The sequence below is a fragment of the Variovorax paradoxus genome, assembly GCF_022009635.1.
In the GTDB taxonomy this organism is placed as follows: Bacteria; Pseudomonadota; Gammaproteobacteria; order Burkholderiales; family Burkholderiaceae_C; genus Variovorax.
In genome coordinates this window covers 6,987,538-7,005,078 of the sequence record NZ_CP091716.1, presented here as the reverse complement: position 1 = coordinate 7,005,078, position 17,541 = coordinate 6,987,538, and the positions used below count along the sequence as shown (strand labels likewise).

Genomic DNA, 17,541 nt, shown 5'->3' with positions numbered 1-17,541 from the left:
CTCCCTCCCCTTCCGGGGGAGGGGCGGGGTGGGGGCGAGCGGCGCCTGTTCCTGCGCTGCGCACATTGAGGAGAGCCCCCATCCCAGCCCTCCCCCCAAGGGGGAAGGAGCAAAACCGTTCATGCTCATGCCTCAGCCTCTTCGTTGATCCCGGCGTTGGCATGGCGCACGGAAGCCTTGTCGTCGAGCACCAGCGCGCCAAGCAGCGTCGCGCGCGCCTCGAAGCCCGCGACCACATGCGTGGTCGTCTCGTCCTCCACGATCAGCGCCGGGCCTTCGATCCACTTGCCTGCATCGAGTGCCTGGCGTTCGTAGACGGGCACGTCGGTCCATTGCCCCGCCTCGGCGTCGTACAGCCGGCGGGTGCCGGCGTGCTCGGCACGGCCCGTGTCGGCCACCACCTCGTCGGGCTCGGGAGCGGCACGGCCGCCGGCTTCCACCGCGACCGACCAGCTCACCGCCTCGGCCGCGATGTGCGGCAGGCTGCGGCCGTACAGCGCGGCATAGCGTTCCTCGAAGCGCTGATGCAGCGCCTTGCTGGCGGCCGCGTCGAACGTGCCTTCGGGCAGCTCGACCGGAATCTCGTGGCCCTGGCCCGCGTAGCGCATGAAGGCCTGGCGATGGCGCACCAGCGCTGCGCCGGGGGCGGCGCGCAGCACCACGTCGTCGGCGGTGGCCGTCAGCTCTGCGAGCAGCCTGTCCACGGCGGCATGGTCGATGCGGTCGAGCCGCTGCGCGAGGCTGCGCACGGTCTGGTAGGCCACGGGAGCCCACAGGAAGCCCAGCGCGGAACCGACGCCGGCCGAGTTCGGAATCACCAGCCGGGCCACGCCCAGCTTGCGTGCGAGCAATGCGGCGTGCAGCGGGGCCGCGCCGCCGAAGGCGATGAGCGTGCTCTCTTCCGCCACCTTGCCCAGCTCGGAGGCATGCACCCGCGCGGCGTTGGCCATGTTCTCGGTGACGATCTCGACCACGGCCTGCGCGGCCGATTCGATGTCGAGTCCGGTCTGCGTCGTCAGGCCCTGCAGCAGCGCGTCGCGCGCACGCTGCGGATCGAGTGTCACCTTGCCGACCGCGAAGCGCGCCGGATCGATGGTGCCGAGCGCGGCGTGCGCGTCGGTCACGGTGGGCAGTTCACCGCCCAGGCCGTAGGCGGCCGGGCCGGGCGAGGAACCCGCGCTGTCGGGACCGACCTGCACCACGCCCAGGTGGTTCACGCGGGCGATGGAGCCGCCGCCCGCGCCGATCTCCACCATCTCGATCACCGGAATGCGAATGGGCAGGCCCGAGCCTTTCAGGTGCCGGTGTACGCGTCCGAACTCGAAGCTGCGGCTGATCTGCGGCTGGTAGTCGTCGATGAAGCAGATCTTGGCGGTGGTGCCGCCCATGTCGAACGAGAGAGCGCGCGAGGCGCCGATCTGCTCTGCCACCTGGCGCGCGAGTACGGCGCCGCCCGCCGGGCCCGACTCGACCAGCCGCACCGGCTCGTCGATGCCGGCCTGCAACGTGGTGATGGCGCCGCCCGAGGTCATGAGGAAGGGTTCGGCGCGCAGGCCGCGCGCAGTGGCGCCTTCCTGCAGGCGGCGCAGGTAGCCGGCCACCTGAGGCTGCACATAGGCGTTGGCGCTGATGGTCGACAGGCGCTCGTACTCGCGGATCTCGGAGCACACGTCGGAGGCCAGCGACACCCACAGGCTTGGCGCATGTTCGCGCAGCAACTCGCGCACACGGCGCTCGTGCGCGGGGTTGGCATAGCCGTGCAGGAAGCACACGGCCACGCTCTCGATGCCGTCGGCCAGCAACTGCCCGGCCAGCGCGGCGACCTGCGCTTCGTCGAGCGGCGTGATCACGCGGCCGGCTGCGTCCACGCGCTCGACCACGCCGTGGCGCCAGTGGCGTGGCACCAGCGGCGCGGGCTTGTCGAGGAACACGTCGTACTGTGCGAACCGGTCTTCCAGTCCGATCTCGACCAGGTCGCGAAAGCCGTGCGTGGTCAGCAGTGCCGTGGGCGCGCCCTTGCGCTCGATCAGCGCGTTGGTGGCCAGCGTGGTGCCGAGGATCAGCAGGTCGACGTCGGCCCAGCCGGCGTTCGCCTGCTGCAGCACTTCTTCCACGCCGCCGAGCACTGCCTGTTCGGGGGCCGTGGGGGTGGTGAGCACCTTGAGGGTGTGCTTGTCGGCGCCGCGCAGCAGCACCACGTCGGTGAAGGTGCCGCCGACGTCGACGGCGACGCGCACGCGTGCATCGAGCGTCGCGGAGCTTGGGTTGGAGTTCGAGGACATGAGGTGAGGTGTTCTTTTTTGATAAAAGGAATCAGCGCGGCGCAGCGGCGGTTGCAGCGGCAGCGAAAGCCTGCGACAGGTCGGCGATCAGGTCCGCCGGATCTTCGAGCCCGATGTGCAGGCGTACCACGGGCGCATCGCCGGTCCATTGCCGGTGCTCGCGCAGGCGCTCGGGCTGCGCGACGAGCGCCAGGCTCTCGTAGCCGCCCCACGAAGCGCCGATGCCGAAGAGCGCAAGCGCATCGACGAAGGCGTTGGCCCCGGCCGGTGTGGCATGGCGGAGCTCGAAAGAGACGAGGCCGCTCGCGCCGGTGAAGTCGCGTTTCCACAGGGCATGGCCGGGGTCGCTCGGCAGTGCGGGATAGAACACGCGCGACACCTGCGGCTGTTGCTGCAGGAATTCGGCTACCTGCGTGGCATGGCGCTGGTGCTGCGCCAGCCGCACGGGCAACGTGCGCAGGCCGCGCAGCGCGAGGTAGGCGTCGTCCGCGCCGATGGTCAGGCCCAGTGCTTCGTAGGCGGTCGAGAGCTTCGCGGCGAGCGCCGGACTGTCGACCACCACCACGCCCTGCATCAGGTCGGAATGGCCCGAGATGTATTTGGTGGCCGCCTGGATGGAGATGTTCGCGCCCAGCGCCAGCGGCCGGTAGAACCAGCCGCCGCTCCAGGTGTTGTCGGTGGCCACCGTCACGCCGCGGTCGCGCGCGACCGCGGTGAGTGCCGGCAGGTCGAGCACCTCGAAGAGCAGCGAACTCGGCGATTCGAGGTACACGAGTCGGGTGTTCGGGCGGATGCGGCTCGCCAGGTCGTCGTGCGCGGGCGAGAAGTACTCGACCTGCACGCCCAGTCGCTTGAGCAGCGTGCTGTCGACGCGGCGCAGCGGCGCATACACGCCGTCGGCCACGAGCGCGTGGTCGCCGGGCGACAGCAGCGCGAGCAGCACCAGCGTGATGGCCGACAGGCCCGAGGGCGTGAGGAAGGCGCGGTGGCCGCCTTCGAGGTCCGTCACTGCGTCTTCGAGCGCGCGGTGCGTGTCCAGGCCATGGCGGCCATACGCGGCCACGCGCTCGCCGGCGGTGCGGCGGTGGTGGTAGTCGGCGTGCGCCGCCGTGTTCTCGAAGCGCACGGTGCTGGTCCGAACCACCGGCACGTTCACCGGGCCGGCGCCGTCGCGCAGAGCGGGCGCGCCAGCGTGCAGCAGGCGGGTGCCGGCCCCCAGCGTCTTGCCGCGCGTGGCTTGGCTCATGCCGCCACCTTGCTCGGCTTGAGCTGCGTGGCGTTGTAGTTCATCACCGCACCGGTCTCCAGGTTCACGCCGATGCGCTGCGAGAGCGTTTCCAGCGGACGGCCGTACAGGTGGAAGTGCAGCGTCGGCTTGTCGCCAATCACGTGGATGCTGTGCAGGTCGTCGGCCAGGAAGCCGATGGACGTGCCGGGCTGCACGGTGACTTCGCGCTCGAGCTCGAGCGTGGCCGAGGCCGGGTTGCTGCCGTCGTCGGTGCGGCGATAGACGCGGTTCTCTTCCTGACCCTCGACCGCCACGATGGTGGCCCAGGTCGTGTGGTTGTGCGGAATCGAGGTCTTGCCGGGGTTGATGGAGTTCAGGTAGAGCGCCACGCCGTCGTCGCCGTCAGCCGGGTTGAGCCGGTAGCGCGTGGAGGCGCCCACGCCTTCGGTGGCGGCGGGCGGCGGAAAGTCGGCGCGCGTGAACAGCGCGGTGTGCGAGGCCAGTTGCTCCAGCCGTGTGGTGATGCGTGCGAGCACGGCGCGGTCGAAGGGCTGCGCGGCAGCGATGGCGCGCACATCGCACAGGGCCTGGTCGACGGCGGCGCGGCGTTGCGTGGCGAGGTCTTCGGGCGTGGGTGTGGAGGTTTCTTTTGTCATGATTCTCGGGTGAAGCAAGGTGGGTTCAGAGCGCGAAGCGCAGCCGCTCGAAGGAAAGCGTTTCGGGAATCGGGGCAGGCCGGGCGGGCGCCGGGCGCGGGCCTTCGCCCAGCGCGCGGTGCAGGAAGGCGCGGGTGCGTTCGCTCTCGGGTGCTCCGAAGATGCGCGCGGCCGGCCCGTGCTCGACGATCACGCCGGCCTCGGTGAAATACACGGTGTCGCTGATCTCCTCGGCGAAGCGCATCTCGTGCGTGACCAGCACGCAGGTCAGGCCGTCGCGCACCAGGTCGCGGATCACGGTGAGCACCTCGCCCACGGTCTCGGGGTCGAGCGCGGAGGTGACTTCGTCGAACAGCATCAGCTCGGGGCGCATGGCCAGCGCGCGGGCAATGGCCACGCGCTGCTGCTGGCCGCCGGAGAGTTCGCCGGGGTAGGCCGTCTCCTTGTGCGAGAGGCGCACCTTGTCGAGCAGCGCGCGCGCATCGCGCTCGGCCGTGGCACGGTCGCGTCCGGCCACGCGGGTGGGCGCGATCACCAGGTTCTGCAGCACCGTCAGGTGCGGGAACAGGTTGTACTGCTGGAACACGAAGCCCACGCGCTTGCGCAGCGCGATCAGCTCTGCTTCGGTGCGCAGCGTGTCCACGCGGGTGTCGCCCACGCGGATCTCGCCCTGCTGCGGGCGCAGCAGCCCGGTGATGCAGCGCAGGATGGTCGACTTGCCCGAGCCGGACGGCCCGATGATCGACACGGCCTGTCCGCGCTGTACGTCGAGGTCGATGCCGCGCAGCACCGCGTTGTCGCCGAAGGCAAGCTGTACTCCGCGCAGGGCGACGAGGGGGAACGGGGCAGGGTTGGCGGCGTTGTCAGTGGCGTTGTCAGTGGCGGGCATGGCGGCGCTCCAGCGCGCGCGTGGCGCGGGCAATCGGGTAGCAGTAGGCGAAGAACACGCCGAGCAGCGTGAAATAGACGAGCACCGTGAAGTCAGTGCGCGCCACGGTGTTGCTGGCGATCTGCGCCGTGTCGACCACGTCGTGCGCGCCCACCAGGGACGCGAGCGCGGTACTCATGGTGATGCTGGCGTACAGGTTCATCCACGGTGGCAGCATGCGGCGCAGGCACTGCGGCAGCACGATCAGCCGGAAGATCTCCGAGCGGCGGAAGGCCAGCGACTGCGCGGCCTCCCACTGCGCGCTGGGAATCGACTGGATGGCGCCGCGGAAGATCTCGGCCACCACCGCGCTGGTGGGCAGCGCCAGCCCCAGCACGACCTTGATCCAGTCGGGGAAGGGCACGGTCCACTTCACCAGGTGCAGCTCGAACGGGAACACATAGGTCGTGAAGTAGATGAGCACCAGCACCGGCGCATTGCGGAAGAACTGCACGTACCAGCGCGTGACCACGCGCAGGAAGCGCAGCGGCGAGAGCGACAGCGCGCCCACCACCAGCCCGGCGACGGTGCCCAGCGCCATCGCCAGCACGCTGATCTTGATGTTGGTGAAGAGGCCCCACAGCAGCGCGGGCGTCCATTGCCACAGGAAGACCAGCGCGACCGGCGTGGTGCCCGTGGCCACCCAGATGCCGATCACCAGGAGAACGGCCGCGAGCGCTGTCCACCACGGATGCTCGCGCGGATCGAAGCGCCGGGCGGATGTCGTGGCGCGCACCGCAAGGGCGCTCACTGCGGCTTCATTGGCCATAGCCGGGCATCCTCAGGCGGGCTTCGAGCCAGCTGCCGGCACGGCTGACCAGCCAGGTCAGCGCGCCGAAGTACAGCAGGATCAGCAGCAGCAACTCCAGCACGTTGTCGCGCTGCGTCCAGATCATGATCGACTCGTAGGTCACGTCGCCCACCGCGATGGCCGAGGCCACCGCCGTCATCTTCACCAGGTCGACCAGGTTGTTGACCAGCGAGGGCAGCGCAAAGCGCACGGCCAGCGGCAGCTCCACGCGCCACAGCAGCTGGCGCTGCGAGAAGCCCAGGGAGCGCGCCGCCTCCAGCGTGACCTGCGGCACCGCCTCGATGCCCGCGCGCAGCGCCTCGGCATGGAAAGCGCCCTTGTGGATCGCCACCACGATCACCACCCACACGAAGGGTGTGAGCGGGTTGCCACCCACGCCTTCGAGCTGGCGCGTGATGAGCATGTTGAGCACCAGGAAGGCGCAGTACAGCTGTACCAGCGTCGGCGTGTTGCGCGTGACTTCGACGAAGGCGCGCGCCGGCAGTGCCAGCCAGCGGTGCCCGGAGATGAGTGCCGCGGCCATGGCCACGCCTGCCGCGAGGCTGCAGGGAATGGTCAGCAGGCAAAGCTCGAGCGTGACCAGCAGCCCGCGCAGGAAGGCCTGCCGTTCGCCCAGGTCGAGCAGGAAGGCGTAGTTCAGCCCCAGCGGCTTGATGGCCGCCACCGCCTGTGCGAGCAGGCCGGGGTCGCTCATTCAGCTGCCTTCAGGGCAGCGACTGCGCTTGCGATGCGTTGCACCGCTTGCGCCAGCACCGCGTCGCTGGCCGCGATCGACAGGCGGATGTAGGGCGAGAGGCCGTAGGACGGCCCATCGACCACCGCGACGCCCTCGGCTTCGAGCAGCCAGTCGACGAAGTCGGTGTCGCTTGCGATCGCGCGGCCGTCAGGCCGCAGGCGCCCGATCAGCGCGGCGCAGTTTGCGTAGACGAAGAAGGCGCCTTGCGGCGGCAGCACTTCGAGACCGGGCACGGCCGCCAGCGCTTGGGTGACGAGCGTGGCGCGGCGTGCATAAGCGGCGCGAGCCTCGCCCACGAAACGCTGGTCGCCCGAATTCAGCGCAGCGGCCGCGGCCGCCTGCCCGATGGCATTGGCGCCCGAGGTGGCCTGGGACTGGATGACTGTCATCGCGCGCGCCAGCGGCTCGGGGCCCACGCCCCAACCGATGCGCCAGCCCGTCATGGCGTAGGTCTTGGACACGCCGTTGACCAGCAGGGTGCGATCGCGCAGTTCGGGCGCGGCATGCAGCAGATGGAGAGGCGCCGCGTCGCCGAACCAGATGTGCTCGTACACCTCGTCCCACAGCACCGCGACGCGCGGATGGCCGCGCAGCACGGCGGCCAGTGCCTGCAGCTCGTCGCGGCCGTAGATGGCGCCGCTCGGATTGCCGGGCGAGTTCAGGACGAGCCAGCGCGTGCGCGGCGTGATCGCACGTTCCAGCGCGGCGGCCGTGAGCTTGAAGCCGCTGGCCTCGTCGCACGGCACGATGATTGGCGTGCCGTCGTTCACGCGAACGATGTCCGGGAACGAAGGCCAGTAGGGTGCGGGAACAATGACTTCATCGTCCGCGTCGAGCGTGGCGGCGAAAGCCTGGAACACGATCTGCTTCGCACCGTTGGCCACCACGACCTGTGCGGGCGTGAAGTCGAGATCGTTCTCGCGGCGGTATTTGGCCACGATGGCCTGGCGCAATGCGGCGGTGCCGGGCGTGGCCGTGTATTTGGTCTGGCCGCGCGCGAGCGCGTCGGTGGCCGCCTGCTTGATGTGGGCGGGTGTGTCGAAGTCGGGCTCGCCCGAGGTCAGCGTGAGCACGTCGCGCCCCTGGGCGGCCAACGCGGCGGCCCGCGCGCTGGCGGCGGCATTGGCGGAGAGCTTGACGCGCAAGGCGCGCTGCGAGAGCGCCAGCGCGGGGATGACGGAGGTGTTCGTCACAGCGGTGCCTTCGCGAACTTCGCCTTCAGCTCATGCAGCAGCGGCGTGGGCGTCATGCCGTTCTTCTTCTCGACCTCGATGAGCCATCCTGTGCGGTGCCAGTTCTGCACGATGCGGTCGATGGCCGCCTGCGTGTCGGCCTCGCCCTTGCGCACCCAGATGACGGAAGGCGAGGGAATCAGGTCCGACGGTGAGACGATGGCGTAGTCCTTCCAGTCGGCGTTGCCCGTCACCAGCTCGCGCAGCGTGGGGCTCACGTGCACGGCCGCCACGCAGTTGCCGCCCTTGAGCGCCAGCAGCGATTCGGGCTGTCCGCGAAAGGCCTTGATCTGTGCGCCGTACTGTTCGGCCAGCGGCTTGGTGAAGTTGCTGCCCTGCGACACGCACACCGGCTTGCCGCGCAGGTCTTCCCATTTCGCAAGGCCGCTGTCCTTGCGGGCGATGGCCGCGCCGCCCACTTCCTCGAATGGCGTGGGTACGAACGAGAGAATTTCGCTGCGCTCCTGCGTCCACTGCATGTTGGCGATGAGGATGTCGACCTTGCCCTGCTGCAGGAACTGCACCCGGTTCGACGGCTGCACCTGCACGGTCTCCAGCCCCACGCCCAGTCCCTTGGCGACGCCCTCGGCCAGTTCCACGTTGTAGCCCACGGGCTTCTGCGTGGCCGGGTCGATGGTGCCGAAGGGCGGTCCCGAGAGGATGACGCCGACGGTCAGTTTGCCGCGTTGCTTGATCTTGTCGAGGGTGGCATCGGCGTGGGCGCCGGTGCCCGCCGCCAGGAAAAGCATCGGCAGCAGAGGAAGGAAGATGCGTGGCGTCATCGGTGTGGAGTCGGGAAGGAAAGTGCGGGCAGCCGTCTTGCAGGGCTCCCCGAAGGCTGATGTGCCGCGGCGCGAGGCGCGCGGTCAGGGCGCGGTCAAGGCGCCGCGCGGAACTTGGCTTGAAGTTCAGGCAGCAGAGGCTGCGGCGGCTCGATGTGGTTGCGCTTCTCGGTCTCGATCAGCCAGCCGCTGCGATGCCACTGCTTCACCGCCTTGTCGACGGCGGCGATGGTGTCCGCCTCGCCCTTGCGGGTCCAGACCACGGACGGCGCGGGCAGGATCTCGTCGGTGATCGGCGCCGCATAGCCGGACCATTCGGCACTGCTGCGCAGCAACGGCTGGATGAGCGTGGAGTCGTGCACCGCCGCCACGCAGTTGCCGCCGCGCAATGCCAGCAGCGATTCGGAGGAGGTCTTGAATCCGCGGACTTGCGCGCCGTACTGCTCCTGCAGCGGCTTGACGAAACTGCTGCCCTGCGAGGCGCAGACGATCTTGCCGCGCAGGTCTTCCCACTTGGCGACGCCGCTGGTCTTGAGCACCGCCGCGGTGCCGCCCACCCGGTAGAAGGGCGTGGGCGCATAGCCCAGGATCTCGCCGCGGTCGGCGTTGTATTCCATCGAGGCGATCAGCAGGTCGACCTTGCCCGACTGCAGGAACTGCACACGGTTGGACGGCTGCACCTGCACCAGCTCGACCTCGGCGCCGAGCTGCTTGGCCAGGTCGCGCGCCAGGTCGGGGTTCCAGCCAATGAGCTGCTGCGTGGCCGGGTCGATGGAGCCGAAAGGTCCGCCATTGACCATCACGCCGATGGCGACCTTGCCGCGCTGCTTGATGCGATCGAGCGTGGCGTCGGCATGGGCCGCGCCCGCACCGATGCACAGAACCGCGGCCAATGCGATGGCGATGCGGGAGGAGGGGAAGAGGGCGCGGAAGCGGGAAGTCATCGAATGGGAGGCCGAAAAGGCGAAGCAAGGCAGGCGGCGATCTTCCGAGCCCGCGCCTGCCCTCGCAACGAACGCCTTCAACTATCGATATGCGTTTTTCCGTGCGAACTTTGGTGCGCAGCTTCCGGCAGCCGGAAACTGGCCAGCTCCTCGGGCGCGCATTGGGCGATGAGACCCAGCTCCCAGTCGAGGTAACGGCGCGCGGCGTCGAGATTGCCGTCGTGGCGGTCGTGCACGAAGAACAGGTAGTCGATCGCCTCGGCGTCCGATGGCGAAGCCGGCGTGGCCTGCTGCGCCCAGCCGGCGGACGCCACCGCTTCCGCGCGGGCCCATGAGAGATGCTGCCAGCCGGCCTCGCGCAGATCCTGCGCGGCCAGGCGCGCAGCGGTTTCATCGGGCGCGATCAGCAGCAAGGGGTGCTGCTGATCGCTGCCGGTCGCGGCCAGCGCATCGGCAACCACGCGCGGGCGGATCGACCAGACGGCGCCGCGCGCATGGCGCGTCCGGTAGGCGAGCGAGGGGCGCAGGTCGAGCACCGCGGGGGGCGTGTCGGTGCCGTCGCGCCAGGCGCAGAGCGCCTCGGCGTCCGCGTCCGCCACCGCGGGCGGCAGCCGCACGGGGGCGCGCACGGGCACGCGCAGCTCGCTGGCCAGACCGTCTTCGACCAGCGCCGCGTCCAGGCCGAGGCGGCGCAGCCACAGCGCCACCACGGGGGCGCGCACGCCGTCGTCGTCCAGCACCAGCACGCGCGCATGGCGCACACCGACCTGCAGGTCGGTGGCCTGCAGCAACTGGCCGCCCGGCGCATGGCGCGCGCCCTGCAGCCCGCCGGCCGCGAATTCTTCCGCCGTGCGCACGTCGAACACGAAGGTGGTGCGGGTGCCGTCGTCGAGCCAGTCCTGTGCTTCGGCGGCGGTGAGCAGCGGCACGCCGGCGCGCAGGGCTGCGGAGGCTGCGTCTTCTCGCGCGGCCCGGCGCTTGGCGGCATCGGGCGGCGGCGGCAGCGTGCGGGCGCTGCCGCGTTCCAGTTCGAGGCCCGCCAGCGCCCAGCCCTGCGTGCCGTTTTCCAGCGCGAGCACCGGGTTTGGCACGCCCAGGTCGCGCAGGATCTGCGCGCCGACGATGCTGCGGGTGCGACCTGCGCAATGCACCACGATCGGCGTGGCGGCGTCCGGCACCAGCGTACGCCAGCGCAATGCCAGCTCGCCGTTGGGCACGGGAATGGCGCCGGGCAGCGTCATCTTGCGATGCTCTTCCAGCGTGCGGCCGTCGAGCAGCACCAGCGGCTCGCCCCTGCGCTGGCGCTCGGCCAGTTCCAAGGCACCGATGTGCGGCACATCGAACGCATGCTCGGCGACTTCGCCGAAGGTCTTGGAGGGCAGGTTCACGCCCTTGAAGAGGGTGTGGCCGGCGCGCGCCCAGGCCGGTGCGCCTCCGGCGAGCACCGACACGTGGTCGTAGCCCAGCGCGGCCAGGCGCCGCGCCGCCAGTTGCGCAAGGAAGTCGCCTTGCTCGCCGTCGTCGAACAGCACCATGCGCGTGGCGCGACGCGGCACCAGGCGGGCCACCTCGGTCTCCAGGCGGCTGTAGGCGGCATGCACTGCGAAGAAGGGATGCCCTTCGCCGTACTGGCCATGCTCGCGGATGTCGAGCAGCGCGAGCTCGAGACCGTCCTGCAGCCATTGGTGCAGGGTTGCGGCGGAAAGTGCGGGGGCGAGAGTGGCAGGGTGGGAAATTTCGGCTGTGGCGGACATCGGGCGGATCGGTCGTGGCGCTGGAGTGAAGGTCGGCGGCACCATAGCGCTTGCCGTGTGCGCTTGGCTAGGAAGGCTTTTGCATAAGCAAGTGCGAAACGGTTCTCCGGCTCGCGCGGTGCGGGCCGGAGGTCTCCAAGCTCAAGGCGCCAGCGTGAGTTTGAAGATCTGGTTGCCGTTGGATGCGCCCACGTACACGGTGCCATCGTCGGCCACCGCCACGCCGATCGGGAAGTTGAATGTGATCGCCGCGCCGTTGCCGTCCCTGAGCGTGCTGATCTCGCCCGTGGGGGTGACCACGCGCGCCACGCCGTCCCAGGCCTGGGTGAGGAACACGTTGTCGTGTGCATCCACGGTCACCCCGTAGGAGTAACCGAGCTTGGCCGGCGTAGCGGCCGTTCCGTCGACCACGCCGGCGCCGGCGTTGCCGTTGGCGCAATCGCCCAGCAGCGTGCTCACCGTGGCGCTGGCCACATCGATCTTGCGCAGGCATGGGCTGTCGGTGTCCGTGTCGTACAACGTGGCGCCATCGCTGCTGATCGCGAGGCCTTGCGGGCGCGCCAGCTGCGCGGCCGTGCCCACCCCGTCGAGGTAGGCCTGGGTGCCGTCGCCCGCGAGCGTGCTGGTGGTGCCGTCGGCCGCGACCTTGCGCACGCGCTTGTTTTCCGTATCCGCCACGAAGAGATTGCCTGCGCCGTCCAGCGCGATGCTGGCGGGGTTGTTGAACAGCGCGGTGGCCGGGCTGTCGGCGTACCCGCTGGTGCCGCTGCCGACCCAGGTGCTGTAGGTCGTGGTGTTGGCGGCGATCTTGTTGATGCGATGCTGGTCGCTCACGTACAGCGTGCCGTCGGCGGCCAGCGCCAGGCCATATGGCGTGTTCATGGTCATCCCCGGCGTGACTTCCGCGCCGTTGCCGGTACCCGTGTCGATCTTGTAGACCGAACCGTTGCCGCCCATGGCCACGTACAGGCTCGCGCCGCTCGCATCCAGAAGGAGCTGATAAGGATGGCTGTAGCTCACCCCTGTCGTCGCGAGGACGTTGGCGACCCAGGGCCTGACCGTGAGCGTGGCGGCACGGCTGGTCACGCTGCCGTTGTTGCCCGTCACTCGCACCCGCAGTTGATGGCCGCTGTCGGCGAGCTGATTGGCGCCGGTGATGAAGCGGTCGCCATTGGCACCGGGGACATCGGTCCAGCTGGCTCCGCCGTCGGCGCTGCGCTGCCACTGGTAGGCCGTGGCGTGCACGGTCTGCACCTTCAGCGCGGCAGCGACGCCCTGGCCAATAGTGGTATCCGAAGGCTGCGTCGTGATGGCGGGGGTGGTTTCGTCCTGCGTTGTCGCCGGCGTCTGCGTGCCCTGGGGAGCAGGCGCGGGAGCGGGGGCCGCGGCGAGGCCGGGGAAGCCGCCGCTTCCGCCACCACCGCCGCCGCAGGCGGCCAGCAAGAGGTTCGTCAGCAGCAGCGCGGCGGATGCGCGCCATGCACGGGAAGCGGTACGAGTGGTGTTCATGATGGGCCTTCCTTTTTCCATGTGGAGTGAATGAGAAGGCCTCACGGTAGGGGCGGCGACACCTGCAATCCAGTGTCGAAGGTCATCGCGGGGCAGCAAAAAAAATGCTCAGGCGCGCATGCGAACGTGCGGCGTGTCGTGCCGCGTCAACGACGCGAGGGCCTGCAGAAGCCTGTCGGCGGCCACCGGCTTGAGCAGGACCTGCAACCCCGAGTCGCGCATCTGCCGCTGTCGTTGCGGTGCGGTTTCCCCGGTGATCAGCAAGACCTGCAGGCCGGGGCCGAAGCGCGCGCGCAGGCGCTGCGCCGCGGCCAGTCCATCGGCACCGTCGGCCAGCCGTACGTCGCACAGCAGTACTTCGACCGGGGTACTTCCATGCGCGGCATGGGCCAGCACGGCCTCGGCGTCCGCCTCGCTCGCCACCGCGTCGACGCTCAGGCCGTGGGCCTGCAGCAGGCCGGCGACAGCCTGTCGGATCGCGGCCTCGTCATCGATGACGAGCACGCGCCGCGGCAACGGCAGCGGGGCGCCCGGCAGTGCGGCGAGAGGCGGCGACCCCAAGGCCGTCACAGCCGGAAGCACCAGCCGGAAGCGGCTGCCGTGATGCAGCCGCGAGCGCACCTGCAGCGGATGCGCCAGCAGGCGCGAGAGCCGCTGCACGATGGACAGCCCGATGCCCAGTCCCTTCGTCCGATCGCGCCCCGGATTGTCGATCTGATAGAACTCGTCGAAGATGCGGCCGAGGTGCTCGTCCGCGATGCCGATGCCGGTGTCGCATACGTCGATCCACACCAGCGGCCCGCGCGCCCGGGCCGCCACCACCACGCCGCCGCGCGTCGTGTACTTGAGCGCGTTGTGCACAAGATTGGAAAGCAGGCGTTGCAGCAGTTGCGGGTCGCTCAGCACCCAGCAGGGCGTGGCGCGCAGCCGCAATTGCAGATCCAGGTCTGCCGCCTGCGCCACGAACACATTGTTGAGCGCGAGGAACAATGGATTGAGTTCCACCGGCCGGACCTGCGGCGCCACCTCGCCGGCATCCAGCCGCGAGATGTCCAGCAGGATATCCAGCGAATCGCCGAGCGTTCCGACCGCATCCATCAGCCGCACCGCGTGGTCCCATTCGTCGCTGCCCTTGAGCTTCTTCTCGATGACGGCGCCGAACAAGGCGATGGCGTGCAGAGGCTGGCGCAGATCGTGGCTCGCCGCGGCAAGAAAACGCGTCTTCTCCTCGCTGGCCCGCTGGGTCGCGGCAATCTGATGGCTCAGTTGCTCGGCCAGCGCCTCCTTTTCGAAACGCATCGTCAGCGAGGCGGTCAACAGCCGATGGTGCTGCAGCGCGAACATGATCATGACGCACAGGTACAGCAGGCATCCCGTGGCCAGGAACAGGTGCGTGCTGTCGCCGCGCCAGGCCAACGCCAGGGTCAGGCTCGCCATGCTGGGCACGATGAAGCGCGGAATATTGCGCTTGAGAACCGCCAGCGACAGCGCGCCGCCGGCGCAGCCGCCCATCATCATCACGATGACCATGACCCAAAGCCCCAGGTGGCGTCCCGGCGGAACGCACAGCCAGGGCGCCAGGCCCCAGACGCAGGAGCGAAGCAGCACGTTGCGCGCATTGAAGCGTGCCCAGTACTCGGGATGGGCCAGTGCATCGGGGCTGCGCCGATAGCGCCTGTAGGCGCGCCGCAGCGTCAACGCCAGGTGCAGCGCCATCCACAGCAGGACCTGCCATCGCCACGTGGCCACGAACAGCCCGATGCCCAGTGCCTGTGCCGTGAGGAAGTCCGCGAGATAGGCTGCCGGCGCATTGGCATGGACCGCCGCCACCTGCTCGCGCAGCACCCGCTCGGCCAGCTCGGGCGGAAGCGGGTCATTCATCGATGGCATGCGGGCCTTGCCGACTCGAAATCCGCATGACCCGGCAGGCTCACTTCAGGCTGCTGATGAGCTGGGCCCGCGAGCGCATGCCGAACAGCAACAGCAGTGTGGACACATGGTTCTTGACCGTGCCTTCGGTCAGGTTCGAAAGCTGCGCGATCTCCTTGTTCGACTTGCCGGCCAGCAGCCAGTCGAGGATCTCGACCTGGCGCGCATTGAGTTGCGGCTGCAGCTCGGCCGTCGACGCCGTCGTGCGCACGGCTGCAGGCGCCGCGGGCATCGCGAGCGGCAGCGCGGCAAGGTCGTTGTCCCGCACGTAGCGCAACACCTCGCCCAGGTGGCCGGTCTTCGGCAGGAAAGCCTGCGCCCCGAGCGCCGTGGCTCCATGCATCAGCGCATGGCTGTCCTTGCCCGAGAGCACGACCACGCGCGATGCAGGAAAGGCGCGCCTGAAGCGCATGAGGGTGTCCAGACCCTGGGAATCGGGCAGATCGAGATCGAGCAGCACCAGGAGGTGTGACGTCAAATGGAACTCGTACAAGCGCAATGCGTCGCTCAGGCAGCGGGCCTCGTGCACCGGTACGCTGCCCGTCTCTGCCAGCAGCAGTGCCCTCAGGCCCAGGCGTACCAATTCGTGGTCGTCGACCACCAGGATGCCCCGCGCCGGTATGACAACGCCAGCCTCGCCGCGCAAGAGGCCGGCATGTGGCGGCAGTGATGTGGCGGTGGCCATGGTCCGGGCATCTTAGAGCGCAGGAGCCGGAAGCTGAAATGACCAAAGTCATGAGATCGGATGCGCAGCCGCTTCTCATGGAGCGCAGTTCCCTCGCAAAATGCGAAGGCATACGCAAGAAGGCATATGCCTTCAGGATGGCCCGTTGCTCGCCGCTGGAGTCATGCGCGTGGCTTCACTTCGATGCCAGCGCTGCGAACATGCAGCAACGTTGAAAGAGGAACCGAAGAACATGACAGTCAAGCGAATGGACAACGTCCTCATCGTTGTCGACGATCTCGAAGCGGTGAAAGCCTTCTTCATCGAGCTGGGCCTCACCCTCGAAGGCCAGACCACGGTCGAAGGGCCTTCTGTCGGAAGCCTCATAGGGCTTGGAGATGTTCGAGCGACGCTCGCGATGCTGCGGACTCCCGACGGGCAGGGAATCGAGCTGGACAAGTTCCACACGCCGGATGCGATCAGGTTCGGTCCCGTGAATGCGCCAGTGAACGCCTTGGGGCTTCGCCGCATCATGTTCGCCGTCGATGGTATCGATGCCGTCGTTGCGCGAATGCAGGCCCATGGCGCAGAACTGATCGGGCAGATGCAGTACGGGGAGTCGTACCGGCTTGCATACGTCCGCGGTCCCGAGGGCATCATCGTCGGGCTTGCGGAGCAGCTTGGCTGAGGAAGGGCGGCGCTATCACCGGCAACGGTGGAACGAAGAAAAGCCCCTGCCGCCTGACAAGCAGACGACAGGGGCAAAGGGCTTTATCGGCCTTTCAGCTCAGCACCTCGGTCACGATGCCTGCGCCGACGGTCTTGCCGCCTTCGCGCATGGCGAACCGCATGCCGTTTTCGATGGCCACGGGCTTGTTCAGCTCGAAGCCGATCTGCGCTTGTGCACCCGGCTCGACCATCCCGGTGTCGGTGTCGACGCGGATGACACCCGTCACGTCGGTCGTGCCGAAGAAGAACTGCGGCTGGTAGCCCGAGCCGAACGGGGTATGGCGACCACCTTCGTCCTTGCTGAGAACGAAGATCTGTGCACGGCCCGTCCGGTACGGCTTCAGTGCACCGGGTTTCACGACAACCTGGCCTCGCACGACATCGTCGCGTTTGACCCCGCGCAGCAGCAGCCCCACGTTCATGCCGGCCCGTGCCTCGGCGACGTCCTTGTGGAAGGACTGCACGCCGGTGACGACCACCTTCTCGTCGCCGGCCGCGCTGAGCCCGACGATTTCCAGGTTGTCACCAACGCGGATCACGCCGCGCTCGACACGGCCGCTGATCACGGTGCCGCGGCCAGTGATGGTGTGCACGCCTTCGACAGGCATCATGAACGGCGCGTCGTAGTCGCGCACCGGATCAGGAATGCGCGAATCCAACGCGTTCACGAGCTCGACGATGCATTGAACTTCGGCGCCTTCGAGGTCTCCGCGTTCGGCGGCGACCAGGGCCTTCAGCGCGCTGCCGAAAACGAAGCAGGCATCGTGGTACCCATGCGCAGCCAGCAGCGCACCGATCTCCATTTCGATCAGCTGCTCGATATCCGCACGGTCACCGTCTGCGACGAGGTCCATCTTGTTCACGAACACCACCATGTGGCCGACATTTACCTGGCGGGCCAGCAGCACATGCTCGATGGTCTGCCGTGCGGCGCCCTCGGTGCCATCCACCAGCAGGATCGCGCCGTCCATCTGCGAGGCGCCGGTGATCATGTTCTTGATGTAGTCGGCATGCCCCGGGCAGTCGATGTGTGCGTAGTGACGGCGGTCCGACTCGTATTCGACGTGCGAGGTGTTGATCGTGATGCCGCGCTCGCGCTCTTCCTTTGCGTTGTCGATCTGCCCATAGGACAGCGCATCGCCGCCAAAGCGCGCGGCCTGCACGAAGGTCAGAGCAGCCGTCAGCGTCGTCTTGCCATGGTCGACGTGACCGATGGTTCCGACATTCACATGAACCTTGTTGTTCATCATGTTTTCTCCAGTTCGAGAGTAAAAAACCGATCCGATTCGCTGGCCAGGCGAGTGGGTCGGCGGGTTGTCGGTGCGCGCGCACCAAATTCGCGATGCCCGCCATGCGG

The 17,541-nt window shown here is 68.6% G+C and carries 15 protein-coding genes; 1 reads left to right on the top strand and 14 read right to left on the bottom strand.

Translation table 11 applies throughout. The features are described from left to right. Positions 1 to 125: 125 nt before the first annotated feature. The 13 genes from L3V85_RS32905 to L3V85_RS32845 form a co-directional block, all read right to left on the bottom strand. A complete protein-coding gene (locus tag L3V85_RS32905) occupies positions 126 to 2,282 on the bottom strand; it encodes a hydantoinase/oxoprolinase family protein (protein WP_237676759.1) in 2,157 nt (718 codons plus the stop codon). Between the two features lie 31 nt (positions 2,283 to 2,313). Then, positions 2,314 to 3,528 (bottom strand): cystathionine beta-lyase, encoded by a 1,215-nt coding sequence (gene metC, locus L3V85_RS32900; RefSeq protein WP_237676758.1) that lies wholly within the window; start codon positions 3,526 to 3,528, stop codon positions 2,314 to 2,316. Then, positions 3,525 to 4,166 (bottom strand): cysteine dioxygenase family protein, encoded by a 642-nt coding sequence (locus L3V85_RS32895; protein WP_237676757.1) that lies wholly within the window; start codon positions 4,164 to 4,166, stop codon positions 3,525 to 3,527. The genes metC and L3V85_RS32895 overlap by 4 nt, the downstream gene beginning before the upstream one ends. 25 nt (positions 4,167 to 4,191) lie before the next feature. Continuing rightward, positions 4,192 to 5,055: an amino acid ABC transporter ATP-binding protein gene (locus L3V85_RS32890; RefSeq protein WP_237676756.1), complete on the bottom strand. Its 864-nt coding sequence runs from the start codon at positions 5,053 to 5,055 to the stop codon at positions 4,192 to 4,194. Further along, positions 5,042 to 5,863, bottom strand: coding sequence for an amino acid ABC transporter permease (locus tag L3V85_RS32885; protein WP_237676755.1), 822 nt, complete (start codon positions 5,861 to 5,863; stop codon positions 5,042 to 5,044). The genes L3V85_RS32890 and L3V85_RS32885 overlap by 14 nt, the downstream gene beginning before the upstream one ends. Further along, positions 5,853 to 6,599, bottom strand: coding sequence for an amino acid ABC transporter permease (locus tag L3V85_RS32880; protein WP_237676754.1), 747 nt, complete (start codon positions 6,597 to 6,599; stop codon positions 5,853 to 5,855). Before L3V85_RS32880 ends, L3V85_RS32885 begins: the two co-directional genes overlap by 11 nt. Beyond that, positions 6,596 to 7,834, bottom strand: coding sequence for an aminotransferase class I/II-fold pyridoxal phosphate-dependent enzyme (locus L3V85_RS32875; protein ID WP_237676753.1), 1,239 nt, complete (start codon positions 7,832 to 7,834; stop codon positions 6,596 to 6,598). Before L3V85_RS32875 ends, L3V85_RS32880 begins: the two co-directional genes overlap by 4 nt. Further along, positions 7,831 to 8,655, bottom strand: coding sequence for a transporter substrate-binding domain-containing protein (locus tag L3V85_RS32870; RefSeq protein WP_237676752.1), 825 nt, complete (start codon positions 8,653 to 8,655; stop codon positions 7,831 to 7,833). Before L3V85_RS32870 ends, L3V85_RS32875 begins: the two co-directional genes overlap by 4 nt. A gap of 95 nt (positions 8,656 to 8,750) precedes the next feature. After that, positions 8,751 to 9,599: a transporter substrate-binding domain-containing protein gene (locus L3V85_RS32865; RefSeq protein ID WP_237676751.1), complete on the bottom strand. Its 849-nt coding sequence runs from the start codon at positions 9,597 to 9,599 to the stop codon at positions 8,751 to 8,753. Positions 9,600 to 9,676: 77 nt separating this feature from the next. Further along, positions 9,677 to 11,353 carry a rhodanese-like domain-containing protein gene (locus L3V85_RS32860; protein WP_237676750.1) on the bottom strand — a complete coding sequence of 559 codons (1,677 nt, stop codon included), beginning with the start codon at positions 11,351 to 11,353 and terminating at the stop codon, positions 9,677 to 9,679. A gap of 141 nt (positions 11,354 to 11,494) precedes the next feature. Beyond that, positions 11,495 to 12,862: a hypothetical protein gene (locus L3V85_RS32855; RefSeq protein WP_237676749.1), complete on the bottom strand. Its 1,368-nt coding sequence runs from the start codon at positions 12,860 to 12,862 to the stop codon at positions 11,495 to 11,497. 108 nt (positions 12,863 to 12,970) lie between these two features. Next, a complete protein-coding gene (locus L3V85_RS32850) occupies positions 12,971 to 14,743 on the bottom strand; it encodes an ATP-binding response regulator (RefSeq protein ID WP_237676748.1) in 1,773 nt (590 codons plus the stop codon). A gap of 49 nt (positions 14,744 to 14,792) precedes the next feature. Then, positions 14,793 to 15,476, bottom strand: a complete 684-nt coding sequence (locus L3V85_RS32845; RefSeq protein ID WP_237676747.1) for a response regulator transcription factor — start codon at positions 15,474 to 15,476, stop codon at positions 14,793 to 14,795. A gap of 232 nt (positions 15,477 to 15,708) precedes the next feature. Here L3V85_RS32845 and L3V85_RS32840 point away from each other — a divergent pair, with 232 nt between their 5' ends. Then, positions 15,709 to 16,143, top strand: coding sequence for a VOC family protein (locus L3V85_RS32840; RefSeq protein ID WP_237676746.1), 435 nt, complete (start codon positions 15,709 to 15,711; stop codon positions 16,141 to 16,143). A 94-nt stretch (positions 16,144 to 16,237) separates the two neighbouring features. Here the strand turns inward: L3V85_RS32840 and tuf are convergent, their stop codons facing one another. After that, the gene (gene tuf, locus L3V85_RS32835) at positions 16,238 to 17,434 is read right to left on the bottom strand and encodes an elongation factor Tu (RefSeq protein ID WP_295173160.1); all 1,197 of its coding nucleotides are present in this window, start codon (positions 17,432 to 17,434) and stop codon (positions 16,238 to 16,240) included. Positions 17,435 to 17,541: the final 107 nt, after the last annotated feature.